The 1,129-nt window shown below is 54.6% G+C and carries 1 protein-coding gene; it reads right to left on the bottom strand.

The features are described from left to right. The coding region (locus DWA01_RS00010; protein WP_200832457.1) for an AfsR/SARP family transcriptional regulator at positions 1 to 394 on the bottom strand (394 nt) is incomplete at its 3' end. Between the last annotated feature and the right edge of the window lie 735 nt (positions 395 to 1,129).

Raw genomic sequence — 1,129 nt, 5'->3', positions numbered from 1 at the left:
GGCGCGCGGCGAGTTCGAGATCACCGGCCGCGATGGCATCGTGAAACCTCAGCACGTCGACGTCGCTCGGGCCAGTCGGAATCCACCGCACAGTCTCGTTTTCGATCTCGACAAACTCATCGATGCTGGGAAGGGAATGACGGAATTCGTGCAACAGCTTCCTGAGGTTGGTGCGCGCCTGACGTTCGTCGGAGTCGGGCCAGAGCTCGAACGCGAGTCTTGAGCGGTGCTGCAGGTCTCTTCGTAACACGATCAACGCCAGAAACCGCTGCAAGCGAAGAGAGTTGAAGGCGCGAAGACGCCGGCCGTCCAAAATGATCTCGACGACACCAAGAAGTCGGACCTGCAGCCGTGCGGGCGTTTCGCCAACTATATTCCTCGTGGATCTCGGCATTTGCCTCCTCTTGTTTCATTCAAGTTATGCAAGTCCGTTGTCTCCCTGCTTTCTTGCCCACGACAATCCAGTCAGAAAGTTGATCACTTTAGGCCGCAGAAATCGGGCGCTAAACACCCAAACCGGCTTGGATGCGGAGTTTTCTGAACGTCAAGTTCCCGCCATTGCAGAATGAATGTTAGGCCACGGTTGCATGGGTCAGTATTCAAAGGCCTTACGCCCGTATTGCTTGAAAAACGGCGGCTATCGAAGGATTGACACGAAGAATACCGCAATACACCGAATAAGTCATCGGCACCGACAGCAGGTGTATGGCTCATCAAGGTCGGGTTTCAGATTTTTGGAAACGCCAACTTTTATCGACTGAGTGGCCAATTTTTGTGAATGCTTGGTTTTGGGAAATTAGGGTGAAAACTCGTTAGCCTAGTGAGCGTCTGGTCCCCCCCCAACTGGGCTGAAGTCCTGAAGACCGTCAAAACCGGGCGCCGTACGTCCTCTGTTAGGAAATTGGGCGGTCGATTCGCACCTGCAGCGAGGGACGCAATCCCTTCCCACTGACGAATTTCTGCGGCAGCAGCGTTGGTCAGGCGTCTCAACTTCGGTCGGCTGAAACCGCGCATCACCTCGCCAAGAATATATCCGGCTGGTTGGAACCCTATGCTGTTTTGATACCAACGGAACTGTTGCTCCAGCGGCATGGTTCTCCGCAACCAACTGCCTCTTGAACGCATCCGT

It is taken from the genome of Candidatus Halocynthiibacter alkanivorans, from assembly GCF_003333265.1.
Classification (GTDB): domain Bacteria; phylum Pseudomonadota; class Alphaproteobacteria; order Rhodobacterales; family Rhodobacteraceae; genus Halocyntiibacter_A; species Halocyntiibacter_A alkanivorans.
The sequence above is the reverse complement of the archived record's forward strand: the minus strand, read 5'-3'. Positions and strand labels throughout refer to the sequence as shown.